The sequence below is a fragment of the Anabaena sp. 4-3 genome (assembly GCF_001597745.1).
Taxonomy (GTDB): Bacteria; Cyanobacteriota; Cyanobacteriia; order Cyanobacteriales; family Nostocaceae; genus Trichormus.
In genome coordinates, this window is sequence record NZ_LUHJ01000026.1 from 344,530 (window position 1) to 369,574 (window position 25,045).

The 25,045-nt window shown below is 42.5% G+C and carries 19 protein-coding genes; 11 read left to right on the forward strand and 8 right to left on the reverse strand.

Annotated features, from left to right (window positions below; translation table 11 throughout):
• Positions 1-173 precede the first annotated feature (173 nt).
• The 3 genes from A3775_RS08050 to A3775_RS08060 all read right to left on the reverse strand — a co-directional run bounded on the left by A3775_RS08050 (position 174) and on the right by A3775_RS08060 (position 5,168).
• Positions 174-1,775 (reverse strand): peptide ligase PGM1-related protein, encoded by a 1,602-nt coding sequence (locus A3775_RS08050; RefSeq protein WP_066383851.1) that lies wholly within the window; start codon positions 1,773-1,775, stop codon positions 174-176.
• A 218-nt stretch (positions 1,776-1,993) separates the two neighbouring features.
• On the reverse strand, positions 1,994-4,231 hold the full coding sequence (locus A3775_RS08055) for a GAF domain-containing protein (RefSeq protein WP_066424475.1): 2,238 nt from the start codon (positions 4,229-4,231) through the stop codon (positions 1,994-1,996).
• A gap of 358 nt (positions 4,232-4,589) precedes the next feature.
• Positions 4,590-5,168, reverse strand: coding sequence for a hypothetical protein (locus A3775_RS08060; protein WP_066383844.1), 579 nt, complete (start codon positions 5,166-5,168; stop codon positions 4,590-4,592).
• 241 nt (positions 5,169-5,409) lie between these two features.
• Here A3775_RS08060 and A3775_RS08065 point away from each other — a divergent pair, with 241 nt between their 5' ends.
• From A3775_RS08065 to A3775_RS08085, 5 genes are all read left to right on the forward strand, one after another.
• Complete coding sequence (locus tag A3775_RS08065; RefSeq protein ID WP_197480109.1) at positions 5,410-7,155, forward strand: bifunctional serine/threonine protein kinase/MFS transporter; 1,746 nt, start codon at positions 5,410-5,412, stop codon at positions 7,153-7,155.
• 351 nt (positions 7,156-7,506) lie between these two features.
• Positions 7,507-8,028 (forward strand): pentapeptide repeat-containing protein, encoded by a 522-nt coding sequence (locus A3775_RS08070; protein ID WP_066424477.1) that lies wholly within the window; start codon positions 7,507-7,509, stop codon positions 8,026-8,028.
• A gap of 111 nt (positions 8,029-8,139) precedes the next feature.
• The gene (locus A3775_RS08075) at positions 8,140-8,877 is read left to right on the forward strand and encodes a phycocyanobilin:ferredoxin oxidoreductase (RefSeq protein ID WP_066383839.1); all 738 of its coding nucleotides are present in this window, start codon (positions 8,140-8,142) and stop codon (positions 8,875-8,877) included.
• 116 nt (positions 8,878-8,993) lie between these two features.
• Positions 8,994-9,767: a nucleoside phosphorylase gene (locus A3775_RS08080; RefSeq protein WP_066383837.1), complete on the forward strand. Its 774-nt coding sequence runs from the start codon at positions 8,994-8,996 to the stop codon at positions 9,765-9,767.
• A 312-nt stretch (positions 9,768-10,079) separates the two neighbouring features.
• Positions 10,080-10,679, forward strand: coding sequence for a TIGR02281 family clan AA aspartic protease (locus tag A3775_RS08085; RefSeq protein ID WP_066383993.1), 600 nt, complete (start codon positions 10,080-10,082; stop codon positions 10,677-10,679).
• A gap of 170 nt (positions 10,680-10,849) precedes the next feature.
• Here A3775_RS08085 and A3775_RS08090 read toward each other — a convergent pair whose 3' ends face one another.
• The gene (locus tag A3775_RS08090) at positions 10,850-12,301 is read right to left on the reverse strand and encodes a sensor histidine kinase KdpD (RefSeq protein ID WP_066424562.1); all 1,452 of its coding nucleotides are present in this window, start codon (positions 12,299-12,301) and stop codon (positions 10,850-10,852) included.
• A 633-nt stretch (positions 12,302-12,934) separates the two neighbouring features.
• Here A3775_RS08090 and A3775_RS08100 point away from each other — a divergent pair.
• A complete protein-coding gene (locus tag A3775_RS08100) occupies positions 12,935-13,393 on the forward strand; it encodes a BON domain-containing protein (protein ID WP_066424479.1) in 459 nt (152 codons plus the stop codon).
• Positions 13,394-13,658: 265 nt separating this feature from the next.
• On the opposite strand, the gene A3775_RS08105 is transcribed toward A3775_RS08100, so the two are convergent.
• Both A3775_RS08105 and A3775_RS08110 read right to left on the reverse strand, forming a co-directional pair.
• A complete protein-coding gene (locus A3775_RS08105; RefSeq protein ID WP_066383829.1) occupies positions 13,659-15,863 on the reverse strand; it encodes a serine/threonine-protein kinase in 2,205 nt (734 codons plus the stop codon).
• An 82-nt stretch (positions 15,864-15,945) separates the two neighbouring features.
• Positions 15,946-17,667 (reverse strand): serine/threonine-protein kinase, encoded by a 1,722-nt coding sequence (locus A3775_RS08110; protein WP_066383826.1) that lies wholly within the window; start codon positions 17,665-17,667, stop codon positions 15,946-15,948.
• A gap of 151 nt (positions 17,668-17,818) precedes the next feature.
• Here A3775_RS08110 and A3775_RS08115 point away from each other — a divergent pair, with 151 nt between their 5' ends.
• Positions 17,819-19,336, forward strand: a complete 1,518-nt coding sequence (locus A3775_RS08115; RefSeq protein ID WP_066424484.1) for a phenylacetate--CoA ligase family protein — start codon at positions 17,819-17,821, stop codon at positions 19,334-19,336.
• A gap of 108 nt (positions 19,337-19,444) precedes the next feature.
• Here the strand turns inward: A3775_RS08115 and glp are convergent, their stop codons facing one another.
• Positions 19,445-20,668 (reverse strand): gephyrin-like molybdotransferase Glp, encoded by a 1,224-nt coding sequence (gene glp, locus A3775_RS08120; protein WP_066424485.1) that lies wholly within the window; start codon positions 20,666-20,668, stop codon positions 19,445-19,447.
• 258 nt (positions 20,669-20,926) lie between these two features.
• Here glp and A3775_RS08125 point away from each other — a divergent pair, with 258 nt between their 5' ends.
• The 4 genes from A3775_RS08125 (at position 20,927) to A3775_RS08135 (ending at position 24,221) form a co-directional block, all read left to right on the forward strand.
• Positions 20,927-21,484: an RDD family protein gene (locus tag A3775_RS08125; protein ID WP_066383816.1), complete on the forward strand. Its 558-nt coding sequence runs from the start codon at positions 20,927-20,929 to the stop codon at positions 21,482-21,484.
• Positions 21,485-21,527: 43 nt separating this feature from the next.
• Complete coding sequence (gene rpmG, locus A3775_RS23485; protein WP_082803697.1) at positions 21,528-21,722, forward strand: 50S ribosomal protein L33; 195 nt, start codon at positions 21,528-21,530, stop codon at positions 21,720-21,722.
• Between the two features lie 2 nt (positions 21,723-21,724).
• Positions 21,725-21,940, forward strand: coding sequence for a 30S ribosomal protein S18 (gene rpsR, locus A3775_RS08130; RefSeq protein WP_066383809.1), 216 nt, complete (start codon positions 21,725-21,727; stop codon positions 21,938-21,940).
• A 220-nt stretch (positions 21,941-22,160) separates the two neighbouring features.
• Positions 22,161-24,221: a ribonuclease catalytic domain-containing protein gene (locus tag A3775_RS08135; RefSeq protein ID WP_066424487.1), complete on the forward strand. Its 2,061-nt coding sequence runs from the start codon at positions 22,161-22,163 to the stop codon at positions 24,219-24,221.
• Positions 24,222-24,374: 153 nt separating this feature from the next.
• On the opposite strand, the gene A3775_RS08140 is transcribed toward A3775_RS08135, so the two are convergent.
• Positions 24,375-24,977 (reverse strand): MBL fold metallo-hydrolase, encoded by a 603-nt coding sequence (locus tag A3775_RS08140; protein WP_066383805.1) that lies wholly within the window; start codon positions 24,975-24,977, stop codon positions 24,375-24,377.
• Positions 24,978-25,045 lie beyond the last annotated feature (68 nt).

The window sequence follows — 25,045 nt, forward strand, 5'->3', positions numbered from 1 at the left end:
CCCTGATGTACTTCACTCAGATGAAATTTGCTGTATTTACTAAGTGGTTATGTCAATTTTAAATGCAGATAAACGCAGATGAACGCAGATAAATTTGTACGTTATTAGACTAGAAATTGCTATATTCAGCAATGAGATGAGAGAGGACTAAAGTCCTTACTACAAACTATTTTCTAGCTGTATCCGTCCCAGGCGACGGGGAAGGTGTAATCTGAAAATAGGGAAAAATTGGCGGTGTCGCTGCGGGTTTCTTCGTCTAAAACTTTGACGACTTTGTTATAAATGTCTTCTGCTTGTTGGGGTGAATCACCTATGCTGGTTAGTCCTAATTTACCAAACTGGGACAAGCAACCCATGAGATGGAATACTGTTCCGGTTTCTGTGCAGCTATCAAAGTGTAATCTGTGGTGGGCGATGATGTCCATGAGGTCGTTTGGTAATAATCCCCGATAGCGGTCTTTTTGCAGGTTGTCTGTGGCTATGTAATATTTAGGGCGACCTTGTAGACTATAAAATAATCCGGTGGATAGGTCATAACGTCCGTTTGTTAATAATTTTAAGGTCATAAATGGGTGGGTTGTACCGCCTTTACGAAGGTTAATTTCTATTGCTTGGATTTCCCATTCACCGTTACCTTGATCAACTGTGATAAAGTCTACTCCAAATCTTTCTAAGGCACCTTTTTCTGCTAGCTTTTTACCAACTTTTAATCCTAAATTCTGTAATTGTAAACGGTAGCTTTCATCGGCTGGGAATCGACAACCAAGATAAATTTGTCCATCGGGGCCGCCCAGAATTTGGTCATGGGTGGAGAGGATTTCTACTTCGCCTGTGGGGGTAATGCGTCCTTGCACACTGGGCGATCGCTTGTTTTCTCCTTCTACAAATGCCTCGACAATTGCGCCTAATTCCGGTATTTTTTGCGAAAAACTCCCCCAGTTTTCTTGTTTGGCTTGAAAGCGCATCACAGCAAAGCGATCGCTAATGGCTGCTATTCTCTGAGTCTGTGTACCTTCTCCCGGTGCTAAGTCCATAATCGGACGCAAATCTAGGAGTGCGTTTCCTTCTCCTGAAATCCCTTCATTTAATTTAACTACCATCCTTTGTAATGTCGGTTGACGTTCCCACAACTCACTCGCTGCTATGGCTAATTCTTCAACCTTCCAGACTAATTCACTACCATCAGGGTGGGGAACTCCACTTTCTGCAAAGATTTGGCGACTACCACTCTTTGTCCCCCAAATTTGTAACTCTGGTGCAGCCGCATACAATGGTACGTTTAATTTTAACGATAATTCTGCTTCTAAATTGGTAGAATTATAGCAAGCAATTAATGATTTTTCTAGCCGGATTGCTTGGCGAATTCTTTCTATTAATCGGGGACGTTCTAAAATTTTTTGAGTTAGGGGTTTGGGTGAAGCATCGTAAGTTGATAATAATAGTAAGCGATTGCGAGCATGAGAAAAGGGAATTCCAGGTAATAATTGTAGATAGTAATCAATGATGCTGGGATGTAATGGCATTGAGGTTACATAAATTAACCTAGTGCGGGGATTTCTTAACCGCATTAAGGCAAAAAGTAATCTTTCTTCATAATGTTCTGAACCTTCTATCTTTTGGATTTCGCGCTGATCAATACTCAGGGAAGGTATGATGATAATGTCTGCCTCACCAGTGTCAAATAACTCGATGGTTTTCCAGCGATCGCGCAAAGTTAATTGCAGATGATGAAACTGATCTATCTTCTCGAATTGCGAAACATTTAATGTCATCATAAGCCTTACCCTGTGATGATCCCCAACGCTGCTTATTATTCTGGTATATCTCAAAGCAACAGCCTTAACGTTAATATGCAATACTTCTTTGACTAAACTTTGCTTAATCTCTAGCATTAAATCCCCGACTTCTTTGAGAAGTCGGGAATCCATGCCAACAAAACTTAAAATAAACACAACAATATAGTTAATTCGTCAAAATACAGTCAACTGATAATTTATGGTGTGGCAAATATGGGGAATTTGACGATGAAAGTAGTCTCTCCTGCGCCACTTTCTACATGAATTGTTCCCCCTAAATGTTTAACCATTTTTTTGACTAATGCCATTTCTAAGCCGGTGCCGCTATACTTCCAGGGGTCGTCTTTGCAAATGTGGTAAAATGGCTCGAAAATGCGCGATCGCTCATCGGCAGCAATTTCTAATCCAGAATTATTGATGCTGATTTCTAGTGTCTCTACATTTGTATAAACAGACACCGTAATTGATTCCCCTGGCGGAGTATACTTACACGTATAACTGAGTAGTTCGGTAATAATTCGCTCTAGCTCGGTGATTTCCGTTGCTAGCGGTGGCAATGCAGTTTCTAGATTCAGGTGTAATTTTTGACTCTGGAAACTACTCAGTTCAGAAAAATCTGCCACAATCGGAGGTAGCCAAGTTTGTAAGTCGATAGTAATTAAAGTTGACGCTTCCGGTTGTGCTTCTAGATGGATGAGTGTGAGTAAATCGTTAATCAGTTTGTTTTCCCTACCACACTCATGATGTAGGATGTGTAAAAGCTGGGGTACGACTTCATCTAGTGTGCCATCAGGTAACAACACACCTTCCAAAGTTTGCGCCGCTAAACTAATACTTGTGATTGGTGTTCGCAGTTCGTGAGCCAGATTTTTGAGAAATTCCTGAGTTAGACGTTGTTTTTCTGCTAATTTTCTCATTTTGGCTTGCTTGGTGGCATAAAGTTGAGCCTGTCGAATCGCGATCGCGCATTCATTGGCTAAGGTTTGCACCAGGTTAATTTCCCATTCATTAAACATCTGTTGTATTGGTCTAATCAACCACAGATTCCCCAGCATGCCTTCCTGGTCAAAAATCGGACAGGCTAACTGAGTAATTACCAGTAACTTGGGATGCCATCCAGGGACAATTTCCACCGATTGGAAGTGTTGTTTTTGCAATAGCGGCTGATAAATTTCGCTGAATTCTGGCGGTTGTCTAGTCAATCCCTCGTATACGGGTTGGGTTGCTGCATACTCACAAACAACATTGACTTGTGAACAGTCTTGGTTGTAAAGTTCAATATAACAAGACTCAAGCTGGAGTAACTCGGCTAACTCCTGGGTAATACTTGCCCAAATTTGACACTCATCTCTTGTATCACGAACTTGTTCGGTGATGCGTCTGACTAACGCCTGAAATTGATCTATTTGGCGTAATTGGGCTTGATGTTCTTTGTTTTGCAACTCTAGTTGCTGTTGTAGTTTTGATTGTTGGACAGCAATTCCCAGTAGGGTGGCTAGTTGCTGGAGTAAGTCAATTTCTATTTGTTGCCATTGGTGGGGTTCTTCGCAATACTGGGCAATTAACAGCCCCCACAAATTATGTTGGCACGAAATTGGCATGACTAAATGCCCTCTCACTTGCAACCTAGCTAAAAATTCTTGTTGACAAGAATTGATGTGAGTTGCATAGATATCGTCTACAATTTCCTGACAACATCGCTGTGAGTGTTTGTGATGTTTCGCCACGAAACAAGGATCATGGAAACTTTTTCCCAACAGTGACAGCGCAGGGCTAACTGTAGCTTCGGCAATGACTACACCATGATCATGAGTCTGCATCTGATAAATTAGGATGCGATCGCAATTTAAACACTGTCGCAAATCTTTTGCTGTCTCATGCACAATTGTCTTTAAATCTAAAGACGAATGAATGCGTTGCGCCACGACTGCCAACAATTGCTCTCTTTGGGCTTGAATTTCCTGCGCCTGTGTTAGCTGTTTAGCGGCAGTAATATTACTACTGCTACCAATGAGCCGATAAATTCTAGAGTCTGTATCCCGTAATGGTGTGAGAGTTGTATTCCACCAAGTCAGAACCCCCTGGAATTGTAAACACTGTTCGTAAGAAATAGTTCTACCCAAACGTACACAGTCTGCATAGTGCTGACGCACCTTAGCCGCATCCACTGGATTGAGAATATCCTCTGGTTTTTTGCCCCGAAAATCCTCAGTGCGGATACCTAACCATCGCTCATGGGCAGGATTGAGTGCTACATAACAAAAATCACCATTTTCTAAAACATCTACTACAAATATAGATGTCTGCACAGAGTCATACATACTCAGTAGAAACTGTTGACTACTGCTGGTTTCGTCTACTGCTGTGCCGAATAGAAGATGAGAATGAGATTTTGCCTTCAACTTGATAGTCGAGTCTACAGAATTGATATTCATGGGAGAGTCCCTGGTTGCTATTACTGACTCTTTTTAAGATGCTTTGTCTGGAAATTTTGAGGTATACAAGGCTTTGAGCATCTAAACTCAATGCTTTCTAGCTTTCCCTGATGATATTTACCCCTATCTCTAATTCTTACCCAAAATCTAGGCTAGTTAATCGCAATAAGCTGAATAACCCTGCTTTTGGAATCTCAAAACGCATTTGCAGGCCAATATAATTTTATGGAAATTTAGTTTAAGATTTTATTAAGATTTTTGCATATATTTAAACAAATACAAGATATAAATTAATTTTATTTACATTTCTTAATATAATAGCGAGTGTAAGAGTTTAGCAATGCTAAACCCCTACTAGCTACCAACTTTGATACAGTAATTTATAAGCATAGATGCCTGTGGAGATAGCGACTACCAGCCAAGTGATAGCTAACCCGACAACTTCGCCTAAGAATAAGCGCGTGAGTTGATGTAATATCATGCCGACAACAGAACCGAGAGGTACGGCTATAGCCCAACTGACAGCATTAGCTAATATCCATTGCCAAGCCCAAGATGCTGGCTGACGAATTGCTAACCATTGCGCCATACCTATACTAAAGCCAGCGAATGCGCCATAAACCATCCCCAAGTAGAGACGTAGGGGTAGCACCTCAGAAGCTAGTACCATCCAACCGACTGCACCCACGCCGGTAGCGGTGAGGAAAACCCAAGCGGCTAAGGTTAAGACAATCCACTTGCCTGTAAAGATAGTATGGTTGAGGATGAGACTTTGCGGTAATGCGATCGCTAATCCTCCCACAGCCGCCTGTACCACCCCAATATCTGGACGTTCACCAATTTCAATCCAGAACAAACTTCCCACAAAACCGCCAAAAGTTCCAACAGTCCACAGCAATGTAAATTCTAATGGGCTTTTAGCAGCAACTTTCGGCATCAAACTTTAATGTAACTAGAAGGCTGAAGACTCCAAGACAGAAAAACAAAAACTTTTTTATGCGTCGTCTTAGTGTACACAGAAATTCTCTCTAACAGCAAATTAATTGTTGTTTGATCAGCCATCAAACTTTTAACGTTAATCAAAGGGCTAAAGCCGCTTACTCTCCCCAATTCCCAATCCCTACTCCCCAATCCCCAAGAGGCGTTAAAATCAAGTCAGCCTTTGTATTGTAGCGATTGTGTCCCACATCAGTAAAAGTGCGGTTCACTGCATAAATCCTGATTGTCAACGTCCCTATCCCCAACCTTGGGGTAACAAGTTTTGTAACAGTTGTGGCGCGGTGCTGCATCTGTTAGATCGTTATGTGCCGATGCAACGCTTAGGCGCGGGGGGATTCGCGCAAATTTACACAGTTTGGGATGAAAGGACGCAAACAGAAAAAGTGCTGAAGGTGTTGGTAGAAGATTCACCCAAGGCGTTGGAATTATTCGCCCAAGAGGCGGAGGTTTTGGTGAGTTTGCGTCATCCGGGTGTGCCGAAGGTGGAAACTGATGGACATTTTCAGGTAAATTTATCTAATCCTAAACCGCGCCAGCTTGCTTGTTTGGTGATGGAAAAAATCAACGGCCCGACTTTAGCGGATATGTTCGATAAATATCCGCAAGGATGCCCAGAAGAATTGATTTTAAGCTGGTTAACCCAAGCTTTGAAAATTTTACAGGAATTGCATAAACGCCAAATTATTCACCGTGATATTAAACCCTCAAATTTGATGTTGCGGACTCCTGTATCAACGGTGCTGCCGTCTCAGGGTGGGAGTGGTTGGGAACAATTGGTGTTAATTGACTTTGGCGGCGCAAAACAAGTTAAATTGGCAAGGCAGCATCCTAGTTCTACCCGGTTATTTTCTTCTGGTTATAGCCCACCAGAACAGGTGAGAGGCGGACAGGTTGGCCCGGAGGCTGATTTTTATGCCCTCGGTCGGACTATGATTGAATTGCTCACAGGTAGGTATCCTTCAGACTTGGAAGATCCCAATACAGGGGTTTTGCAGTGGCGTAATCTGGTAAATGTGCGTCGTCAGTTGGCGGATTTATTAGATGAGATGGTGTTGGAAGATCCGCGATCGCGTCCTGCTAATGCTGCTATTATTCAAAAACGATTAAACAAAATTACTCAACCACCCCCACAGACAAACCGTTTACAGCAACTTTTAACCCAAACTCAACAAAAATTCCAAACCTGGCGACAAAACACAAAGCAAGCTGTAAAAAAGTTGGCTAAAACAGTCCGCAAAATCTTTCTGTGGATAGTTAAAACGATATGGCAAATTTTAAAAGCTTGTTTGTTGACAATTTGGGCAATGTTGTTAACTGGTGTGGGTGCTGGTGTGGGTACAATTAGCGGATATAGTTTAGCCTATCACACCAATTTAGGCGATTTAGGCGATCGCTTAGTCGAATTCATCTTCACTCAGCTACCCGAATTAATTGATGACACACAATATAACCTTGGTTTAGCAAGTATAGTTTTTACAGCCGCAGGTTTAGGTACAGCCTGGGGAATTACCGCTAGCGGTTGTTTTGGTCAACGACGACGATTTTTAGCAGCGTCGTTTATGGGTATTATTAGCTACCTATTAGGTTGGATATTGTGGGCAGTGTTCACATCAAGCAGCTATCTTGCTGACGGTTTAGTAGTAGCAATAGCCATTGCTGTTTTTTTGTTGGCGTTAAGTATTGGTTTTCGTAGTCATCGCATCGTTTATGCGGTATTTGCGGCGGCTGGTATGGCTCTCGGTTGTGCCGCACTGCTATTTTTTGGATTTCCACCCACCGTCTTACTCTTTTATCCTAGTTCTGTCTGGACAGAATTATCCTTACCTGTGGCTTTTTTCAGTTTTGTCGGTGTCTCTACTAGCTTTTGGTTTGGAGTGAGTTACTACCTGATTGTTCCCACATTGCGCTGGCTAGGATGGCGATAAATTGAGGGACTAGGGATTGGGGACAAATTAATTCAAAAGTCACGCAGTGAAGAATTTGAGGTCAAAATCTCCCCTGTTCCGAAAGCTCCCCAAAATTAACACCCCCTGATGGTGTTCTTTTGCCAATCAGGGGGTTGGTATATGTGGTAGACTATAATTCTTTCCGTATAGTTAGTTACGACTCGATTATAAATCTTAAATTACTATTTGACCACTCTTATAAGTAGATTTTATAGTATTTTCACAGGTTCTTTATCACTGCTTCATTCCCGTATTCACTGACAAAAATTCAGTCTAAGTGTGTGACAATAAGATAAATTATAAATTGTCAACACCAATATTACGTAAATTATGAAATTTCACTTGGTGGCTGCCATATCTTTGTTAACTGCGCTAGGCTTAACACAGTCAGCGTTTGCCTTCAATCAACAAGACCTAGAACAGTTAAAAGCGTCTGGTATTTGTCCACGATGCGATTTGAGTGGCGCAAATTTATCTCAAATGAATTTGGTGGGTGCAGATTTGCGACAGGCTAACTTGAAGGAGGCGAATTTAACTCAAGCGAATCTCACTAATGCTAACCTCACCTCGGCTAATTTAGAAGGCGCAGTCTTGGATGAAGCAAATCTGACTCGTGCTTCGTTAATCGGCACAAATTTACAATTGGCATCACTGCTCAAGGCTAACTTATCTTCTGCCGGGTTAATTGGTGCTAATGTAGCAGCAGCTAACTTTAAGGATGCTAATCTAAATTATACTAACTTCCGGGGTGCAAACTTCCAGCTAACAACCTTGAATAATGGTGTTGTCACCTACGATAAACCCTATCTTTGGTCATTACAGGAAGGTAAAAATCGTCAACGGAGAAAATAGGTAGTTGATGTTTCCATGACTAATCCTAAATGTTTGCTTATATTGCAAGCAATAACATAATGAGCATGGCAGGCCGTAGACTGACATCTAGATTGCATTATCAAATAGATTATGTCATTAACTTCCATGCCCTCGCTACGTGAGCAACAACATCCCTTAATTCGCCAACTGGCTGATTGTATTGAAGCAGCTTGGCATCAATATCTGGATTTGTCGCCTTATCATTTACCTGCTGAGTTGGGGTATGTGGAAGGAAGGCTAGAGGGTGAGAAACTGATCATTGAAAATCGCTGCTATCAAACCCCTCAGTTTCGTAAAATGCACTTGGAATTAGCCAGGGTAGGAAATATCTTAGACATTTTGCATTGTGTGATGTTTCCTCGCCCAGAATATGACTTACCGATGTTTGGGTGTGATTTAGTCGGGGGTAGGGGACAAATTAGTGCAGCGATCGCAGATTTATCTCCTGTTCACCTAGACCGGAGTTTACCAGTATCTTATCACTCTCAACTGTCATCTCTCCCATCTTTGGTATTTTCCCAACCGCGTGAATTACCGGAATGGGGACATATTTTCTCAGATTTTTGTGTATTTGTGCGTCCGAGTTCTCCCGCCGAAGAAACCATGTTTTTAGAACGGGTACGGGAGTTTTTAGCTATTCATTGTCAAGCGGCGATCGCATCTCACCCTGTCGCGCCAGAACAGATACAGCACATTATCGCCGGACAACACAATTACTGCACCAAACAGCAACAAAACGATAAAACTCGCCGGGTGCTAGAAAAAGCCTTTGGTGCAGAATGGGCTGATAATTACATGACTACGGTATTGTTTGATTTACCAGAGTAGGAAAGCCTCAGCAGAGACTAAGTATGCTTAGTCTCTACATTTCCTTGTACAGCAACGGCGTGAAAGCTGTGAAGAGAGGGAGAGGGGTTAATCAACAGTGTGGGATGAATGAGAGAATGGCTAGTAAATACTTTTATCACCTTGGCTTTAGCTTAGATGATTTAGGTGCGTCGCCTCCGAGTATGACTTTATTATCCGGTGATCCTGAACGTGCGCGTCTGATTGCTCACACTTATTTACAGGATGTTCGTCTGCTGTCAGAAAATCGGGGACTTAATAGCTATTTGGGATTCTTACCGAATGGTTGCCCAATTTTATCGGCTACCAGTGGCATGGGCGCGCCTTCTTTAAGTATTGTGGTAAATGAGTTAGTACAGGTAGGTATTAAACAAATTATTCGCGTTGGGACTTGTGGCTCTATTCAACCACATATACCAGTCGGTAGCATAGTTATTAGTAGTGCTGCATTATGTCGTCAAGGTGCAGCTAATGATATTGCTCCTCTAGAATATCCTGCCGTTGCCGATCCGTTTTTGACTGTGGCTTTGGTGCAAGCTGCACAAGCATTACAGATTGATTATTACATGGGGATTACGGCTTCTGTCGATACTTTTTATGAAGGACAAGAGCGTACTGATTCAGCTAACCCTTATTTACTGCGATCGCTACAGGGTATGACTACAGAATATCAGCATTTGAACATTTTGAACTATGAAATGGAATGCGGCACACTGTTTAAAATGGCTGGAGTCTATGGATTTGCGGCGGCGGCTGTTTGTGCTGTAGTCGCTCAACGCACTCTCACCGAACAAGTTATCTTATCTCAAAAGGATCAGGCAGTAAACAATGCGATCGCTACTGCTATCCATGCTGCCACCAACTATCATTAGAATCCAGCATTTATCAGATTTGTCAAATTTTTATATTGTCTCAGTAGTTTTATTTTCTCTTTACCTAAACTTTAATTTATTCACTAGCCAATTTATGTATTATAAAAATTAAATAAAATGCGTTTTCTATTAATTTAATTCAATAAATCGAGAAATTTATGTAAACAATTTAGTAATTTTGCCTGAAATATTACAGAGAAGAGCGAAGTAATAATTACAGGCAATCAATGATGCAATTTGATTCTAGTTTGTCTCTAGAATCAACAATTGCATCATCAAAGATTATGAGTAAATATTGGAGAATAAAATAATATGAAAAATCTGGTAAAGCCGAGAATTAGCAGCATCAATTTAGCTGTAATTTTCATCATGCAAATGGTGATGATTTTAGCATTTGCCCAACGTGTAACGGCTGGATATACAGGCTATTGTTTTATGATCACCGCCTCTGGGAGAATTATTAAATTAGATAAACTTTGTAATCAAACCAGCAATATCAAAGTATTTCAACAACCAAGAAAAAAAGTATTTCAACAACCACAAAAAAAAGTGTTTCGAGTGCCAATTAAGCGTAGACTAGGGAGAACCCCAGTCATTGATGTCACCTTTAATAACAATAAAACCTTTGAGATGATTGTGGATACAGGTGCTAACAGCACGCTGATTACTAAAGAAATAGCCAATGCTTTAAAACTCAAAGCTACAGGAGTAATGGCGGCGCAAATTGCCGACGGTAGCCAGATTCAATTTCCCACAGGTAAGGTAAAATCGATGATAGCAGGGGGAGCTATAGCCAAGAATGTAGAGGTAGCGATCGCACCATTAGCACCCATTGGATTACTAGGACATGACTTTTTTGGCAACTATGACATTAAAATATTAGAGAAAAGCGTAGAATTCCATCATCGATAGTCATTAGTCATTAGTCATTAGTCATTAGTCATTAGTCATTAGTCATTAGTCATTAGTCATTAGTCATTAGTCATTAGTTATTAGTCATTAGTCATTAGTCATTAGTCATTAGTCATTAGTCATTAGTTTTTCTCCCCCTACTCCCTCATCTCCCCCACTCCCCTGCTTCCTCAACCCTCTCCCCGAACTTCCAAGGGTAGGAAAATAGTCAAAACCTCGCCATATTGCGGACGCTGACGGACAATTAACTTACCACCAATTGCTTGAAACAGGTGTTTAGTAGCAGAGATATTTAAACTAATAGTACCTGTTTCTGGTTGGAACATGAGCAACTGACCCAAAGCTTTGCGAATGGGGGGAGTTGCAGGTGTGCTAACTTTATTAGTATCTTGAGAGAGAGTCTGAGGCGACAGTTGTAACTTTAATTGATCCCCTGCGGGTATGACTTGCACTTGAATACAGCTACCAGCAGGTAAACTGCGGGTGAAATTTTCCATCAAACCCGTGAGAACTTGATCTAACATAGTGGGATTACTCACCACAGTCGGTAATTGCTGCGGTAACACCACATCTAAAGTTAAATGGCGACGTTGCGCTGCTTGTTGCCAACGGGGTATACTTTGTTGTAACACCTGATCCAGAGACATGGCTGTGAGGTGGGTGTTAGCAGACTTCGCAGATTTGCAAGTTTCTAATTCTGCTGCTTTAAATAATAACTCCATCCGATCAATCTGCTCAGTACACTCATGATCGATAATTTCTAAACGATTGATGACATTTGCTGGTAAGTCTCGCCGCTTCAATAGCAGACGCGTCATGGTGCGAATAGTAGTTAAGGGTGTGCGGACTTCATGAGCAAAAGCTTGCAGTAATTCTACATCCGGGTTGGGAGTAGAATAATTGGGGAGTGGACATTGGGGATGAAGTTCTGGGGGTTGGGTGTTGGGGATGGAATGCTGAGAGAAATCTTCCTTAATTGCTGCTGACTCTGGTACAGCTTGCAGTAACAATTGACTAAATTGCAATACAGTCCGATAATTTGGTGCGGCTACCGGATAGTTTTGTACTAATGCGTCCAACTGAGCGAAACAATCGGGATTAGTTAGCATAACACGCGCACCGAGCGATCGCCATGCTTGCTGTACTACTTCCGGTTCAAAAGAAAACGAAAATTTTTTTTGTCCATCTGGATGAGTTGCTAACACCAACACCAAGCTAAAATTATCTGTGAATACCAGACAAAATTGCTCTGATGCTAAAGGATCGGCAGGTAGTAGCGGTAATACAGACTCACCGGGTGTAGTTTCTGGTTCACTACAAGCGATCGCGCTTGGCATTTGAAACGGCATTAATGCCAACGGGTTAAATGGTTTAGCAGTAAAAGTTACCGTCTGCAACTTCTGAGTTAATCTTGGCTGACTAAAGAGGGGTGCTGGTGCAGCCAAAACCAAACCTGAGACTGCATCAGGTGCAGCATTAGCTAAAGTCTCAACCAGCAGATGTTCTGTAGCGGCTAAACTCATCCGCCATTGTTGTTCTGCTTTCATGACGGAACATTCAGCCAAACTTGATTGACTTTCAGCTAACACTTCGCTCAGACTTGGCAATATCCATTGGTACACAAACATTCACCCCTTGCTTCCAGAGAGATTAGCAGCTTTGATAGGACTCAGGCAACTGGCGCATCGAATCGGGTGCATCACAGGCAAAAATCCTCATGAATTCAGTTTTGAACTTTGACTGACGCACCCTACAAGTTGATTTTTTTTGTGAGACTCAACTTGAGTCTTGTTTGAGATTTAAAATTTCTCTACTACATAGAGGTTATATTTATTTACGCCCTAACAACAGTCGTATAACCGAACTAAATAGGCGCGATTTCCCCTGTATAGTTTTTTTAATTAAATCGGGTACGTTCAAGCAACAGATAACGCACCGCATAAGCATGGTGTCTTAAGTCTTGTAGGGTGCGTCAGACTGTTTAGATGCTGTCAATAAACTCATGCTTGATATCTGACGCACCCTACTATTATGTCAGTTGCGTAAGTCCCCAGTTTGATAATTTGAGTGGACACTTTTGCAAACTGGTTAGCGGATTTTAGCTTTGAGCAATAGTATAAGTGTTTAGCTTCAGCTATTTTGTGGTGCTTGCTGACGACATTTGCCGTTTCAAATTTCATCTTGTTTTAAGATTTGTTCCTAGGCAACACACACAAGTAAATTACTCGCTTCAATGATGCAATAGGGAGATAAATATGAAAAAGCTAGTTACCTTATTAGTTAGTAGCTTTTTATTAGTTGGTAGTTTTGGTTGCCAAGAATCTGCGAATAATGCTAACCAAACTCCTAATCCTACGAATGGAACTGCGGAAACCACGACTAAGCAAGCTACTCAGACTACACCAGTTACAGATAAAACTGTCAAATCTGCTGAAAATTCACCGACTAATGCAGATACTAAAGCTAAAACTGAGACTGAGAAAAAGCAGGCGATCGCTTCTGATGAAGATTTAGAAAAAGTTGTTAGTCAACAGTTAGAAAAAGGCTTACCCGGAAATAAGTTAGAAGTGGAAAATGAACAGGGTGAAATTACCCTTAAAGGTACGGTTGCTTCTTCAGCAGAATTAGAGAAAGCACAAAAATTAGTTAAGGAAGTGAAGGGAGTAAAAAAGGTAAAAGTAGAAGTCAAAGTTGACACTGAGAAAAAATCATAGATGATGGTTGAACAGTATTCTGATTAACCAGGACTTACGCAACTGGCATAATAGTAGGGCGCGTCAGATATCAACCATCTGTTTATTGACAGCATTTAATCCGTCTGACGCACCCTACAAGACTTGTAGACGTATCCAAACGGGGAGATTTGAGTATTTTATCTCTTCTTCTTTGCGCCTACTCTGGCAGTTCCGCCTTGGCGGTATGCGCGAAACAAAAAAAATCTTGATGCAAGAAGTGAATAAACCAACAGTCCCCAGTACCTCAAACTTCAGGCGTTTCCGTCGGTGTGGGTGTGGGTGTGGGTGTGGGTTCTGCGGTAGGGGTTTCCGTGGGTGTGGGTGTAGGTTCTGCGGTAGGGGTTTCCGTGGGTGTGGGTGTAGGTTCTTCGGGAGGGGTGGGACTTTCTACAGTCAGACTGAGTTGATAATTTGCTGATGTGGAAGCAGTAGACACCACGACAAACTCATAAAATCCTGATTCTGGTAGTTCAGTTGATAAACTGCGTTTTTGCGAATCTTCTAAAAATGTGATTTTCCCGGAAGGAGAATAAACTGATAATAAAACTTTGGAATTGGCATCCAATTTTAAATCTAAAGTTTGATTTTGTCCCAAATCAGCAATAAAAACTTTACCAGCAGCCGGTTTCAGAGTACCACTAATGTTTTTACTAATAGCACCGGGATCAAATACAATTCTTTGGAAAGCACTACCAGCTAAAAGGGCGTTAAGTTTGTCACTGACAAAAGCGTGCCAAACTTGTCCGATAGGCTGATTGATAAAATCTCGCCCTTTTTGTGCGGGAAAGGCGTTAAAAAATGCAGCATCACCTAAATCATACAAAGCCCGACTACTAACGTTGATTTGGTTAACTGCAACCTTCCATCTATCCCTTTCTGCGGCTGTGTAAGTACCGAGTTGTCGCCTGGCGTTGGTACTCAAAGGCGCAAGTTTTTCTAATAATTGGGCGGCAATCCGATCCCACTCGGCGCGTAAACTTTCATCTTCTGGTTCATCGCTGAGGGTGCGCCCTTGTAAACTGGGATTTTCCTCCCAAAAGGCTTGATTCACTAAACTAACGTAGAAATTAAAGTCTACACCCAATTGTTGACGGCGATCGCTTAATCTTTGTTTGCGTCGTCTTTCTGCTGGCGAATATTTATCTAAAGGATTAGTGGGTTGGGTAATCGTGGGCGTTGGCGTGGGGTTGACAACTATCGGTTTTTGTGTATTAGCATTTATTCCCCACCAAACTAATCCACCAGCACCAGCAAACGCCAGTAAACTCAAGAAAACTTTAGTTGGTGTCCACCAGTTGTCAGGTTGAGGAGGTGGGGGAGTCGGGGGAGTCGGGGGAGGTGAGGAAGATGGGGGAGATGGGGGAGATGGGGGAGATGGGGAGACAGCCAGGGTAGCGGATGTAGGTGCTGTAGTCGGTGATGTAATGGGAGTGGGTGGTGTGGTGGGTGGCGTGATGGGGATGGGTGCTTGAGTGGGGGGATAATACGCTGGTTTGGGGTTGAGTGCTTCTAGAACTTGCTGGGCTGACTGATAGCGATCGCCTGGTCTGGCAGCTAGCATTTTATCTAATACCTGTCCTAAAATCGGACTGAGGCTAATTTCCTTGCGCCATTGCCAAGTCAGATTATAAGTATCGAGTAATTCTTGGGGTTGTTTACCCGTCAGCAACACCAAGACAGTCACAGCCAAAGCATATAAATCACTGTGAGGCGAAACCGCACCAGTTTGCATTTGTTCTGGTGGTGCAAAACCCACCTTACCCAGTAGAGTAGCCTGTGGAGTTGGAACACCTGCACCCGGTTGGTAATATTGAGAAGCCACCGTAGCCGCTACTTGTTTGACACCGCCAAAATCAATTAAAACTGGTAATTGGTCAACACTACGCAACATTAAGTTATCCGGCGAAATATCGCGATGGATGACACCCAAACTATGGATATAATCCAAAACTGGCAGAATTTGCTGTAAAAGTTGGCGGATTTCCGCTTCTGTGAACCTTAAACCCTGCTGTTTCCGAGAAATTAATAAGTTACTATAAGTTTCTCCTTCTACATAATCTTGGACTAAAAACAGATATTGTTTACCTTCGAGGCTAACTTGAAACATTTCCCGAAACCGGGGGATTTGGGGATGTTGTAGCTGATAAAGAACAGTAGCTTCCCGTTGAAATAATTCTTCAGCTTTTTGGATAACGTATTCTGTTTGAACTTGGGGAGAAAATTCCTTTAAAACACAAAGTTCACGGAAACGGTTAACATCTTCTGCTAAATAAGTCCGTCCAAACCCACCTTTACCAACTTGACGTACAATCACATAGCGATCGCCTAAAGTTAGCCCTGCTTGAATACCAGAACTCTGGGTATTATCCACCAATTTCTCACCACAATGGAGACAAAAGCGACTTTCGGGAGAATTTTCGTGTCCTTTAGAACAATAAAGAGAATACATAGTTTAGTAAATAGTCATTAGTCATTAGTTATTAGTCATTAGTTATTAGTCATTAGTCATTAGTCATTCTCCCTCATCTCCCTCATCTCCCACTTCTGGCTTGACTAACTTGATCAGATGCGATCGCGTACCAGATTTGACCTAAAGTTTGTTGATTCAGTTTCCCACGGTCTTGGTCAGGAAACAACTGCTCAAATTTTTGATTAGCGTCTCTATTTAAATCATTAACTGTATATCTTCCCAATTGTCCAGAACGGGCTTGTCTTCTCCATCTTTGGTAATCTTGCTCCGTATAGCTTCCTAGTTTACGGCGAGACTCTACACTGAGGTTAGCTTGTTCTATTTTATTTAGCAAATCCCCAGCAATCCCAGCCCATTCATCGCGCAAAGCTGCGTCTTTTGCTTCAGAAGTCAGAGTCCGCCCTTTTAGTTCTGGTTTGCGCCCATAGAATAACTCATCTACCGTGCGGATAAAAAAACCTTCGGGAAGTTCTAACTGTTGACGACGGCTAATCACTTCACTCAGACTAACTTTGTTGTTATTCCCCACTGGTTGAGCAATAGGATTGGGTAAGGATGGAATTTGAGGCAAAGAAATTGATGGTATCGTGATTGATGACACACCTTTAACCACAGAATTTACTACCGCCCAAGTTCCTGCACCAGTCAAAACAACTAAAGCTGTGCCGCCAAAACTCACCGCAAACGGACGCAACCACACAGGTAACGGTAACTTTTGGGCTAAAAATTGAGTTTTACTATTAATTTTACTCACAATTGCCCCAGCTTTCCGTCCAGGGGCAACTATCATTGTCTTCATCTTGGTAATTTGGGTAACAGGTAATTTAGTAGCAGTTGCTGAGAGTACAGGTTGTTTAGTCACAGTGGGTGAGGGTAAATCTTTCAGAACTTGCTCGGCGTTTTGATAGCGATCGCTTGGTTTATAAGCCAGCATCTTTTTTAACACCGTCTCTAGTTGATAACTCACATTAATTTCCTTCCCCCAACGCCACATTCCATTAAAGCTATCGTATAGTCTTTGTGGCTCTTTTCCAGTCAGTAAAACTAACGCCGTTACCGCCAAAGAATATAAATCACTATTAAAATGTACTTTCCCCTGTCGTAATTGTTCCTCTGGTGCGTATCCGTTTTTACCTAAAAGAGTGCGATTAGCTGCTAACTGAGTCATCCAAAAACCCTGAGCCGCAGGTAATTGCTTCACCCCACCAAAATCAATCAGTACAGGTAAATTATCCGAACGACGCAAAATCAAATTATCAGGAGAGATATCACGATGAACAACATCTTGAGCGTGAATATACGACAACACAGGTAAAATTTGTTCTAATAAAGTGATGACTTCCTCTTGACTAAAAGCCTTACCTTGACTTAAACGCTGTTCTAAAACTTGGTCAAAATTATCACCCTCTACATAATCTTGTACCAAAAAGAAAAAATCCCGACTGCCGATTTTTACCTGTAAAGTCGCGTGAAACCTAGGAATTTGAGAATGACGGAGTTTTTTGAGGACATTTGCTTCTCGCTCAAACAACTCCTTAGCCTTTTGTAAATCCTGCTTCTCAGTAACTTGGGGTGCAAACTCTTTCAGCACACAAGTTTGATGAGATTTTTTGGTATCCTCAGCTAAATAAGTACGTCCAAAACCACCTCGTCCTAATTGACGTATCACCCGATAACGATTATCAACAACTTGTCCAGCAGCAAGAGCCAAAGCTTCACCGCAATGAGTACAAAAACGATTACTGCTATGATTGGCGTGTTGTTTACTGCAATATACCTGCATGGCGCGGAACGATAGATGAGGGTTTTTTTAAATTACTACAATAAACACAGTTTAATTTACGGAGAATGGGGACTGAGGATTGGGGACTAATGACTAATGACTAATGACTAATGACCAATGACCAATGACTAATGACTAATGACTAAATAAGATGAAATATCAATCAAGAGGACAGCAAGCTATTAAAGCATGGGAAGATTTTGTTTCTATCCCTCTAGAGGTGTTATTACAGCAGCATATTAACACTTCGGCTGAATCATCTGTGTTGGATTTATTTCATGATGTGGCTGCTAATGTACCTGCTTATCAAGCTTTTTTGGCAGACAGGGGAATTAATCCCGATGCTGTGCAGAGTTTTGCAGACTTTCAGAAACTTCCTGCGATCGCTAAAGAAAATTATATTTCCCGTTATCCTCTCACAGATTTATGTCGCAACGGACAACTAGACGGTTGCGATATGATAGCCGCTTCCTCCGGTTCTACAGGTAAACCGACATTCTGGCCGCGTTTCTTCACCGATGAATTACAAATTGCTACACGCTTCGAGCAAATTTTTCATGACAGTTTCGCCGCCGACAATAAACGCACCTTGGCTGTAATTTGTTTTACCCTCGGTACTTGGGTCGGGGGAATGTTCACAACTAACTGCTGTCGCTATCTTGCCAGCAAAGGCTACCCCATCACTGTCATCACACCCGGTAACAATAAAGACGAAATATTGCGGGTTATACAGGAACTCGGCGGAAATTTTCAGCAAGTGGTTTTATTAGGATATCCACCATTTTTAAAAGATGTCATTGATACAGGGATTTCCCGTGGTGTAGACTGGCAACGCTATCAGATGAAATTTGTGATGGCAGGTGAAGTCTTCAGTGAAGAATGGCGCAGTTTAGTTGGTGAAAGAGTCGGTTCTCAAAATCCCTGCTATGATTTTGCTTCACTTTACGGTACTGCTGACGCGGGAGTATTAGGTAATGAAACGCCTTTAAGTATCTGTATTCGCCGCTTTCTCGCGCAAAATCCCACCGCCGCTAAAGCGTTATTTGGAGAATCCCGTTTACCTACACTCGTGCAGTATGACCCAGTGAGCCGCTTTTTTGAAGTGCAGAACGGTCAATTATGGTTTTCTGGGAATAATGGCATTCCCCTAATAAGATATAATATTTTAGATACTGGGGGAATTATTCCCTATAATGATATGCTCCAGTTTTTAGCAGACTGGGGATTTAACCAATTAGAAAATTTAACTTCTCAAACCCCTGACTCCCCAAGAGGTATTCATCAATTACCTTTCGTTTACGTTTTTGGACGCTCTAATTTTACGGTGTCCTATTTTGGCGCGAATATCTACCCGGAAAATGTCACAGTAGGATTAGAGCAACCTGTGATTAAAGATTGGGTAACGGGTAAATTCGTTTTGCAGGTAAAAGAAGACGCAGATAAAAATAGATTTTTATCTGTAGTTGTGGAATTAGCACCGGGGGTAGAAGGTAGCGAAGACAAACGCCAAGCTATCACCACCTCAATTCTTAACCAATTGTTGAGACTTAACAGCGAGTTTGCTAACTACGTGCCGAAAGAATATCAAACCCCGCAAGTTATGTTAACACCAACGGGCGATCGCGAATATTTCCCCATCGGCGTAAAACATCGCTACACACGCCAATAAATCTTGTGGGGTGGGCATCCTGCCTGCCCTAAAGTAATTCATATTTGATGAGGATATGAGGATATAGATCCCCGACTTCTCAAAGAAGTCGGGGATCTGAATATTTATTCACTGTAAAACCTCTATTTCTTCCCCTGGTAAAATCAAAGTTTTACCGACTGGCAGCACAGCTAAAGCATTTGTTTGAGCTAAATTAATTAAATTGCCAGAAATATGACTACCTTTAGCTTTGTGAAATTCGTAAACGCCATCAATTAAATGTAAACTTCCCCAAATATAAGTTTCGCGCTTACCATCTGAACGTAACTCATCATGCGATCGCACTCTGATAAATTCCACATCCCAACCCGCAGCCATTCCCCCCAATTTCCTAATAGTCGGTTGCACAAATCGCCAAAAAGTCACCAAAACCGCCGCCGGATTTCCCGGTAAACCGAAATATATCGGCGACTGGGGAAAGCTGGCGACGGTGAGGGGTTTTCCTGGGCGCATCGCTACAGCGCGGATGTGAATTGTCGCGCCTAACTCATCAAGAATTTTGTCAACGTAATCATAATCACCCACAGACACACCACCGGAAGAAATCACTATATCGGCGTTAGCTATGGCGTGTTTAATCGTTGCTGCTAAATCTTCTGGGTTATCCTTAACAATGCCTAATAATATCGGTTCTGCGCCGCTTTGTTGCACCAAAGCAGCTAAAGCATACTGATTAGAATCAACAATTTGTCCTGGTTGTAAAGCTTGATTGACTGTAACTAACTCATCTCCAGTAGAAAAAATCGCTACACGAGGACGACGGTAAACCCTGACTTGAGAACACTGAGAAGCGGCTAAAACAGCAATTTCCGCCGCCGTTAACTTAATCCCTGCTGGTAATAATTCTGTCCCTGCTTGATAATAAGAGGCTTTGCGTCTGACAAATTCCCCACTTTGGGGTGTAGTGAGAATCAAAACCCGGTTATCTTCCCGGCGTGTTTTTTCTTGCATGACGACAGTATCAGCACCCTTGGGAATCACCGCACCCGTAAAAATCCGTGCGGCTTGTCCTGGTTGTAGGGTAAACTGGGGCTGATAGCCGGCGGCAACTTCGGCGACAATTTCTAAATTAACTGGCTGTTCAACGCTAGAGTTTTGGACATCCTCATAACGTACCGCATAGCCATCCATCGCCGAATTATCCCAGTGAGGAAAATCTAAAGCACTGGTGACAGACGTTGCTAAAATACGTCCGTTAGCGGCGAATAAATCTATATCTTCCGTAGCTTGTAGGCTGTGTAGTGGTTGAACTAAATTGAAAATAGTTGCTGCTGCATCCCTGACTGATAACATAGCGATCGCCTCAAATTTCCTGAAATAATTTACCTCAGCCTGAAATTGTAGTGGCGTGTCAAGGCTAAAGTAGTGCAAAAATATAGTTCTTGTAGTGTAAGCTCTCTAGCCTGCACCGGACGGGCTAGAGAGCTTATCCTACAAGAGAGTTTTAATGCAACATTTTAAGCTTGCCACGCCACTAGATAATAAAAGTAATAATTACTCCCCAATCCCCAGTCCCCAATCCCCAATCCCCAGTCCCTAATCCCCAATTTTATGACTATCGAACGAATTCCCCAACAACACTATCCCAAAGCCGAGATTAATCGGCGCGGTATGGCGTTGGGTTTAGATTTTCTCGTGGTTTGGCTAGTCAGTTCTCTGTTGGGAAGTTATCAAGTCGGGATTCAATTCATGCAAATTCTAGTTTTTATCTTTGGTTGGCTAGTTTTGCGCGTCTTGGTAGTTTATAACAATCAAGGGCAAAGTTTGGGGCGTTGGGCGTTTGACTTAAAGGTGTTAGCAGTGGAAGGAGGAGAAGTTGTCGGCAGAATTCCCCAATTACCAGCACTGTTGAAAAGAGAAGCTATAATTGGCTTTGGGGCAATTTTGGTCTCTGTTGCTTTAGGCAATATTCGAGCCAACCCTACTGCTATACTGCTAGTAATTCCCCTAGCTATTGACTGCGGTGCTGCTTTATCTGATACTCAGATGCGGCAAGCTTTGCATGACCGTTATGCAGGAACTTTCATTGTTTCGTCGCGTCGGGGCTACTCGTTGGATCTAAAAATTAAACGATTAGTTGAAACTTTGCGGCGGAATGTGAGAAGATAGATATTTGTGTTAATTCTCTTCAGGCTTTAGCGTTTGTAAGATTATGGCAAAGAGTAAAGGTGTCCGCATTATAGTGACACTAGAGTGTACCGAGTGTCGAACAAATCCAGATAAGCGATCGCCAGGTGTTTCCCGGTATACGACAACCAAGAACCGTCGGAACACCACCAACCGCTTAGAACTGAACAAGTTCTGTCCTCACTGTAATAAACATACCGTTCACAAGGAAATCAAGTAAAGATGAGTTACTACCGTCGTCGTTTGTCTCCAATTAAGCCTGGAGAACCAATTGATTACAAAGATGTTGACTTGTTGCGGAAGTTTATCACCGAACGGGGTAAAATATTGCCACGTCGGATTACTGGACTAACCGCTAAACAACAGCGAGACTTAACATTAGCGATTAAACGGGCGCGTATCGTGGCTTTATTGCCATTTATCAATGCAGAAGGCTAAAAGCGAGTTGTTACTGAGTATTTTAGACTGGGCATGAACAAGAGAGGCTACATAAAAGGTGATATGTAGCTTTCGATTATCTGAGTCCATAATCTAAAATCTCAGTCAACGTAGGAGCTTGAGATAAATCTCAAATCATGAGATTTTGGATTTAGTAGTCAATATTTAACTCCAGAATCTAAAATTTAGTTGTCAACCAAATAATTAAAGTGCGAGAGTTGTGGAGAAGGGGACGCTAGTTGAATTTAGGGTTCAAAGCGATCGCCGTTTGGGGGTGGTAGACCGTCCAGACGGTAAAACACGTTGGTTTGTGATCGATGAACGTGGTCAATCCCACAGCCTCGCGCCTAGACAAATTACCTACACAGTCAACGGTCAAACCTACAAGCCGTCTGACATTCCCAGCTTTTTAGAGCAAGTCAAACCATATTTAGACCCCTCAAGTTTAGAAGTAGCTTGGGAATTGCTGGTTGAGGATGGGGAAGCAGTCACCCCGGCGGAAATGGCAAATTTATTATTTTCCGAATCAGACCCAGCCCCCTGTTATGCCGCCCATTGTTTACTGTCAGATGATAAACTCTACTTTAAGCAAAAAGGTGAAGCTTACGAGCCGAGAACGAGTTCTCAGGTAGCAGATATTAAACACCAAATACAAGTAAAAGCCCTCAAAGCCAGGGAACAGCAAGACTTTTTAGTGCGTGTAGAAACAGCACTACAAGGGGAAGCAGTAGAATGGCAGCGTTATGACCGTCAACGTCTAGAAGCATTAGAAAAGTACGCAACGCTGTTAGCAGAGATTTTCCGGGGGGGAGTCAATAATGAATCCCTAGCGCGGGCTTATCCTCCTCCAGCCCCAGTCTTAGAAACAATGAGTATGTTGGGGAGAGCCGCAACACCCCAAGGAGCTTGGGAATTATTGGTAGAATTGGGATGGTGGAGTTTGCATGAAAACTTGTTCCTGCGTCGTTCTGCAATTCCAGTCCAGTTTGCTAGTAAGGTATTAGAAGTGGCGGAACAACGTTTGCAATATCCTCCAATCGACTCAGATACAAATCGTCTAGATTTGACTCACCTCAAGGTTTACACCATTGATGATGAAAGCACCACGGAAATAGATGACGGACTGAGTTGGGAAAAACTCGCCGATGGTAGACAACAACTGTGGGTACATATCGCCGATCCTACCCGTTGGTTAGCACCAGAAGATGATTTAGACCTAGAAGCACGAAAGCGGGGCAGCACAGTATATTTACCGACGGGGATGGTTCCCATGTTCCCCGAAGTTCTGGCGACTGGGCCGATGAGTTTGGTACAGGGAAAAGTCTGTTGTGCTTTGAGTTTTGGCGTAATTTTAGATGAAAATGGGGCAGTAGAAGATTATACCATACATCCGAGTTTAATTAAACCTACCTACCGCCTCACCTACGAAGATGTAGATGAGATGCTGGAGTTAGGGGTAGAAGCAGAACCAGAAATAGCGGCGATCGCCTCTTGGGCAACCAAGCGCAAAGCTTGGCGGTATCATCAAGGCGCGATTAGTATCAGTATGCCGGAGGCCATGATTAAAGTCAAAGATGACGACATCAGTATCGACATCTTAGATGATTCCCCTTCCCGGCAGTTAGTAGCAGAAATGATGATTTTAGCTGGGGAAGTAGCCGCCCGTTACGGTCAAAAGCATAACATCCCCTTACCCTTCCGTGGTCAACCCCAGCCCGAATTACCCCCAGAAGAAGAATTACTCCAGCTACCGCCAGGGTTTGTGCGCGCCTGTGCCATGCGGCGTTGTATGCCCAAGAGTGAAATGAGTATTACTCCGGTGCGTCACGCTGGCTTAGGCTTGGATACTTACACTCAAGCAACGTCTCCGATTCGTCGTTACAGTGACTTATTGACTCACTTCCAACTCAAAGCCCATTTACGGGGAGAAGTTCCGCCATTTTCCGCCGAACAACTCAAAGAAGTGATGATGACCGTCATCAGTACCACTCAAGAATTGACAATGGTAGAACGGCAAACGAATAAATACTGGGCGTTAGAGTATTTGCGCCGTCAACCTGAGCAAATTTGGCAAGCAACAGTATTAATGTGGTTGCGAGAAGACAGCAATTTAGCACTAATATTGTTAGAAGATTTAGGTTTGCAGTTACCGATGATTTTCAGACGGTCGGTGAACCTGGGCGAACAAATATCAGTTAAAGTTAGCATTGCTGACCCACGAAAAGATGTGATTCAGTTCCAAGAGATAATTTATCAAGAAGCCCAGACAGCAGCAAATTAGAATCTTTCATCAAGCAGATAACAGTAAAAGATGATGTAGTAGCGTGGCAAGGCTAAAGTAGTGCAAAAATATAGTTTTTGTGGTGTAAGCTCTCTAGCCTGCACCGGACGGGCAAGATGCCCATCCCACAAGAGAATCATGCTCGCCTCTATTTTATCCCAACGTCGCCACCAGTTCCTTTAAGCGATCGCGTCCATCTCGAAATACACACCAACCATCGCCAACTAAGACAGCTTCTATCTTTTCTAAGGCGGCTAATCGACGCACTGAAGTCACTGCTTCAGCTTTATTCAGCAGCTTGTCATCTGATATAATACTCAAACTGCCCGCTTTGTAGGCTCGGACTAAATCACCGGTAATCAAAGTAGTTTCTTCTAACAACAGTGCTAACTCACCGGGAGTTTTAGAACCTTGCATTTCCATCACCTTGAGGCCGGGGACAAATTCATCACCATCAGCTAACCAGCGATCGCACATTAAGGGAAAAGACTCTTTTTCGGCTATAGGCCCGGCTATCTTCGCATAGGTTTGATCAGCAATTTCCTTAGCTGACCGAATATGGTCAGAGTTAGTTAGTATAATCCAATCCACACCACCCAGAGAAATTAAGTGATTCCAGTCATGATTGGATAATGCCACCGGATCAATCAAAATATTACCACCGGGACGAATCCAAGCAAAGCCATTGAAATCAATATTTCTTGCTGGGTTGAAACAAGACCAGCCATATAAATCAGGACGGTGCAGAAATTTCATAGTTATTCTGGCTCTAGAGCTTTGATTATGATGTAGTTATAGTCAGCATCAATAATCTATCATTCAAA

What these genes read in the sequence shown, in the direction of transcription:
- A3775_RS08050 (WP_066383851.1), bottom strand. Translation starts at nt 1,775, where the DNA reads ATGATGACATTAAATGTTTCGCAATTCGAGAAGATAGATCAGTTTCAT.
- A3775_RS08110 (WP_066383826.1), bottom strand. Translation starts at nt 17,667, where the DNA reads ATGCAGGTATATTGCAGTAAACAACACGCCAATCATAGCAGTAATCGT.
- A3775_RS08125 (WP_066383816.1), top strand. Translation starts at nt 20,927, where the DNA reads ATGACTATCGAACGAATTCCCCAACAACACTATCCCAAAGCCGAGATT.
- A3775_RS08070 (WP_066424477.1), top strand. Translation starts at nt 7,507, where the DNA reads ATGAAATTTCACTTGGTGGCTGCCATATCTTTGTTAACTGCGCTAGGC.
- A3775_RS08105 (WP_066383829.1), bottom strand. Translation starts at nt 15,863, where the DNA reads ATGTATTCTCTTTATTGTTCTAAAGGACACGAAAATTCTCCCGAAAGT.
- rpmG (WP_082803697.1), top strand. Translation starts at nt 21,528, where the DNA reads ATGGCAAAGAGTAAAGGTGTCCGCATTATAGTGACACTAGAGTGTACC.
- A3775_RS08060 (WP_066383844.1), bottom strand. Translation starts at nt 5,168, where the DNA reads ATGCCGAAAGTTGCTGCTAAAAGCCCATTAGAATTTACATTGCTGTGG.
- A3775_RS08080 (WP_066383837.1), top strand. Translation starts at nt 8,994, where the DNA reads ATGGCTAGTAAATACTTTTATCACCTTGGCTTTAGCTTAGATGATTTA.
- rpsR (WP_066383809.1), top strand. Translation starts at nt 21,725, where the DNA reads ATGAGTTACTACCGTCGTCGTTTGTCTCCAATTAAGCCTGGAGAACCA.
- A3775_RS08075 (WP_066383839.1), top strand. Translation starts at nt 8,140, where the DNA reads ATGTCATTAACTTCCATGCCCTCGCTACGTGAGCAACAACATCCCTTA.
- A3775_RS08055 (WP_066424475.1), bottom strand. Translation starts at nt 4,231, where the DNA reads ATGAATATCAATTCTGTAGACTCGACTATCAAGTTGAAGGCAAAATCT.
- glp (WP_066424485.1), bottom strand. Translation starts at nt 20,668, where the DNA reads ATGTTATCAGTCAGGGATGCAGCAGCAACTATTTTCAATTTAGTTCAA.
- A3775_RS08100 (WP_066424479.1), top strand. Translation starts at nt 12,935, where the DNA reads ATGAAAAAGCTAGTTACCTTATTAGTTAGTAGCTTTTTATTAGTTGGT.
- A3775_RS08085 (WP_066383993.1), top strand. Translation starts at nt 10,080, where the DNA reads ATGAAAAATCTGGTAAAGCCGAGAATTAGCAGCATCAATTTAGCTGTA.
- A3775_RS08115 (WP_066424484.1), top strand. Translation starts at nt 17,819, where the DNA reads ATGAAATATCAATCAAGAGGACAGCAAGCTATTAAAGCATGGGAAGAT.
- A3775_RS08140 (WP_066383805.1), bottom strand. Translation starts at nt 24,977, where the DNA reads ATGAAATTTCTGCACCGTCCTGATTTATATGGCTGGTCTTGTTTCAAC.